Below are 3,740 nucleotides of genomic sequence, written 5' to 3' on the forward strand. Positions count from 1 at the left end.
CCGACCAGGCGACGGCCGAACCAGTGGCTGTCGAACCGCCCACACCCGTCCTGACCAGGTAATCAGCACCTCCCGCGCAGCGGGGGAAGCTCAGGGTGGAAGCGGCCGCTGCCAACCCGTCGCATCGATGCTGGACCTGGTGCCCTGACCGGCCAGGCCGCCCCTGGCCGAGCGAAAACCCATGGCTTGGCAGCCTGCCAGGACGTTTGACTGGCACCGGGCACAACACCGAGCGACGAGGGGTAGCCGTGGAGGACCCGGATTTCACAGTCCTGGTGGCCGGCGACTCCCCTCACGACCCGACGGCCCTCGAAGCGGTCCGCGCGGTCACCGGGCTGAGCCTGTGGCGCAGCCGGCAGCTGCTGGACAGTGCGCCCACCATCGTCAGGTCGGGTATCCCGTTCGACGTCGCCGCTCGCGCGGTACAGCACCTGCGCCAGGCCGGCGTACTTGCCGTGATCCGCTGCGGCTGGTGCCAGCGCGCTCTGTCCGGTGACACGCCGGTCGACCCCGGCCCCTGCGCATCGCCGTACTGGCCCACTGCCCACTGCCCGGCCAACTCCATGACCAGCTGTGGTTGCGAGTTCTGCGCCGCTTGCGGCCCCTTGCCCGGGCCTACCACCCAGCACAGCCCCTGAACCCCCATGCCGACGACCGCGGCCCCGGGCCTGGCAGGGAACTCATGAGCACAGGGTCCAGCGCCATCTGGCACTGAGCTGGCCGTCCGTTTAGGGATCTGCATCACGATGTCGCTGCGGGAAGTCTCCTGATGTCCCTACACGTCCAGGCCCGGTGACACCCAGCGTTCCCCACCCCCCGGTACGCCACCGTCAGCAGGGTCTAGTGACACCAGCTGATCCCCAGTGACTAACTAACCGGAGATTCGCAGCGCGCATCCGCGGCGGTACCGGACGGCCCCGGAGGAGGTCGCCGAGGCCTCTCCCCGGGATGGGGCGGCGGTGACCAGGACGCCCTGGACGTCGAACCCTGGCCCGGGTCGGCCGCTGGGGCACGGCGGGAGGGCCTGACGGCCGGCCAGGACGACGACCCGGGGTCACGGCCCGGACGGCGGGCAGGCGCAGCAGCACGCGCGGTGCAGGACAGGGCGAGTGGGGAGGGATGGGGCGGGGCACCGTCGGGGCCGGCAGCGCGAAGCGCCGAGGTCCGCCACGGGCCGCCAGCGGCCCGAGTGCCGTCTGTCAGGGGGTTTGACCGGCTGGCGGGTGATCTCGGCCTCCCGGCGCTGGAGGTGGCCCCGGCTGTCAGGACAGCGGACCAGTCAGCAGGTGGGCGGCCAGGTTGTGCAGTTCGGTCACCAGCTCCTTCGTCAGCTCGCCGTGGTGTTGCTGTTGGTCCTCCGCGAGGTGCAGCCATCGGCGGACCGGCCACAGCGGCGAGTCAGGGTCGTCGGCGGGGCACAGGTCGAAGCCGGTCCTCTGGGCCGCCGCCAGCGGATCGAGGCGGCCGTCCAGCAGGTCTTGCAGGCAGTACCGGGCCAGCGCCCGATCTCGGGCCTCAGGGGTGGCAGGCAGCCGCAGCGCCGGCCAGAGTTCCTGTTCCAGCTCGGCCAGCAGGCGGCGCGCTTCCAGAACGTCCCACTCTGGCAGCACGCCGAGTTCCCACAAGCTCGGGGTGTCCATGCCGCCAGCCAGTGCCGTCTGGGCGGCCTCCACCGCCGCGGCGGCCGTCTGCGGATAGCCGGTGGTCCCCCGTTCCAGCAGTACCCGGCGCAGCGGTTCCAGTGCCTGCTCCAGCTCCATGGCGCGAGCGTAGCTACCCACTGCGGTGGAGAGCGAGGCGATTTGATCCGGTGGCAGTCGGCGCGTTCCGCCAGCACGGCATCGCCGTGTGCCGCTGCGGCAACCTCCACCGCCCCCCGGCCAGCGGTCGGGATCAGGTGGCAGAAAGCGGCGGCAGTCAGGAGGAGGTGGCAATGGTCAAGATCGCCTGTCAGAGGTCAGCGCCTAGCCGGGGCGACGTCCCAGCATGTGTCTCAGCACCCGGCGGACACCATCACCACCTGGGCGAACAGTCTGAGACTGTCCCGGCAGAACGGACTTGACGGGCTACCTGGGACAAGGCTGGGACATCGCCGGCCACCCGCTGCCCCATCCTCCCGGCCAGGATGTCGAACCGTGGCCTGGCCCCGGCCGAGATCGGCTACCGGGGCGCAGCACGACGGCCTGACGGCCGGCCGGCCCGGGACGGCGGCGCGGTGTCCGGGACGGCGGCCAGGCGCGGTAGAGAGCGGCCAGGGCAACGGCCTGGACGGCCCGCGGCCGGTGCCCAGGAGGCCGGCACCCAGGGCGCGGCGGCCCGCACGTCGAACCCCGGCCCGGGCCGGCCACCGGGGCACGGCGGGATGGCCTGACGGCCGGTCAAGACGGCCAGGGCGTGGTAGGACGGGCGGCGCAGGACAGGGTGAGCGGGGAAGGGACGGGACGGGGCGGGGCGGCGGCGCCGGGGCTGGCGGAGCGGGCAGAGGGGCCCGGACGGCGGCCAGGACTCCCGGCACCCGGCACCCGGCACCCGGCGATGGTCACCGCCCGAACCACGCGCGCGGCCCTCGCCCGTGCTGCCGCAGTCACCGCAGTACCAGTCGGCGCACCAGTTCACGGTCGGCGGCTTGTAGGTGTGCTGGGCCGTCACTACTTCTCCTTCGAACGGGGATGGATCCGTCCCGGCCCGAGGTGAGCCGGGACGGCTGGGTGGGTCAGCCGGTCCTACGTTGTTGAGGGGTTGGACGGGCCAGTCGTATGGTCCTGAGATCCAGAGACGCCGGGTATGGCTTTCAGCCGGTTGCCTTCGATGGTTCCTGTCACCTGGCCACCCGGCGTCTCACGACGACTCGACCGCTGATTAGGAGCTTCGAGCCCTCGGGCATCGCTGAGTAGGACCACGCTGGCGAGGTCGTCCGGACGAACAGCGCGCATCGAACGACCGGAGGAACAGGTGGCCCAGATCTGGGCGGGCACGGACATCGGCAAGACCCACCACCACTGCGTGGTGCTGGACGCCGAGGGCAGACGGCTGTTGTCGCGCCGGGTGCTGAACGACGAGCCGGAGCTGCTGGCCCTGCTCACCGACGTACTCGCCCTGGATGAGGACGTGGTCTGGGCGGTGGACGTCGCGGACGGCATGGCCGCCCTGTGGATCAACATCCTGCTGGGTCATGGCCAGCACCTCGTCTACATACCCGGCCTGGCGGTCAACCGGGCCTCGGCCGGCTACCGGGGAGGCGGCAAGACCGATGCCAAGGACGCGACCGTCATCGCCGACCAGGCCCGCATGCGCCGCGACCTCACCGTGCTGCGGCCGGACGACGAGCACGCCGTCGAGCTGCGGATCCTCACCGGCCGGCGAGCCGACCTGAGCGCCGACCGGACCCGCCGGATCAACCGCCTGCGCGGTCAACTCACCGGTATCTTCCCCGCGTTGGAACGAACCCTCGACCTGGACAACCTGGGACCGCTGATCCTGCTGACCGGCTACCAGACCCCTGCCGCGCTGCGGCGCACCGGCCGGACCCGGCTGACGACCTGGCTTCGCAACCGCAAGGTCCGCGGCGCCGAGGCCCTGGCCCAGACCGCCACGGAGGCCGCCGAGCGCCAGCACACCACCGTCCCCGGGGAGAAGATCGCCGCACAGGTGATCCACACCCTGGCCAAGGAGGTGATGGGCCTCAACGAGCAGATCACCGAGATCGACAAGCTCATTGCGGCCCGGTTTCGCGAACACGA

General features: G+C 71.6%; 3 protein-coding genes. 2 read left to right on the forward strand and 1 reads right to left on the reverse strand.

The annotated features are described in order from the left end of the window. The first annotated feature begins 248 nt into the window (after nt 1-248). Nucleotides 249-638, forward strand: a complete 390-nt coding sequence (locus tag ACZ55U_RS38850) for a ribosomal protein L7/L12 (RefSeq protein ID WP_465534322.1) — start codon at nt 249-251, stop codon at nt 636-638. A 624-nt stretch (nt 639-1,262) separates the two neighbouring features. On the opposite strand, the gene ACZ55U_RS38855 is transcribed toward ACZ55U_RS38850, so the two are convergent. Continuing rightward, nucleotides 1,263-1,760 (reverse strand): hypothetical protein, encoded by a 498-nt coding sequence (locus ACZ55U_RS38855; RefSeq protein ID WP_465534324.1) that lies wholly within the window; start codon nt 1,758-1,760, stop codon nt 1,263-1,265. Nucleotides 1,761-2,952: 1,192 nt separating this feature from the next. On the opposite strand from ACZ55U_RS38855, the gene ACZ55U_RS38860 reads away from it, so the two are divergent. After that, nucleotides 2,953-3,740 (forward strand): IS110 family transposase (locus ACZ55U_RS38860; RefSeq protein ID WP_465534326.1); only part of this gene is annotated, 788 nt, incomplete at its 3' end.

The organism is Kitasatospora sp. NPDC034533, assembly GCF_055575155.1.

What these genes read in the sequence shown, in the direction of transcription:
- ACZ55U_RS38855 (WP_465534324.1), bottom strand. Translation starts at nt 1,760, where the DNA reads ATGGAGCTGGAGCAGGCACTGGAACCGCTGCGCCGGGTACTGCTGGAA.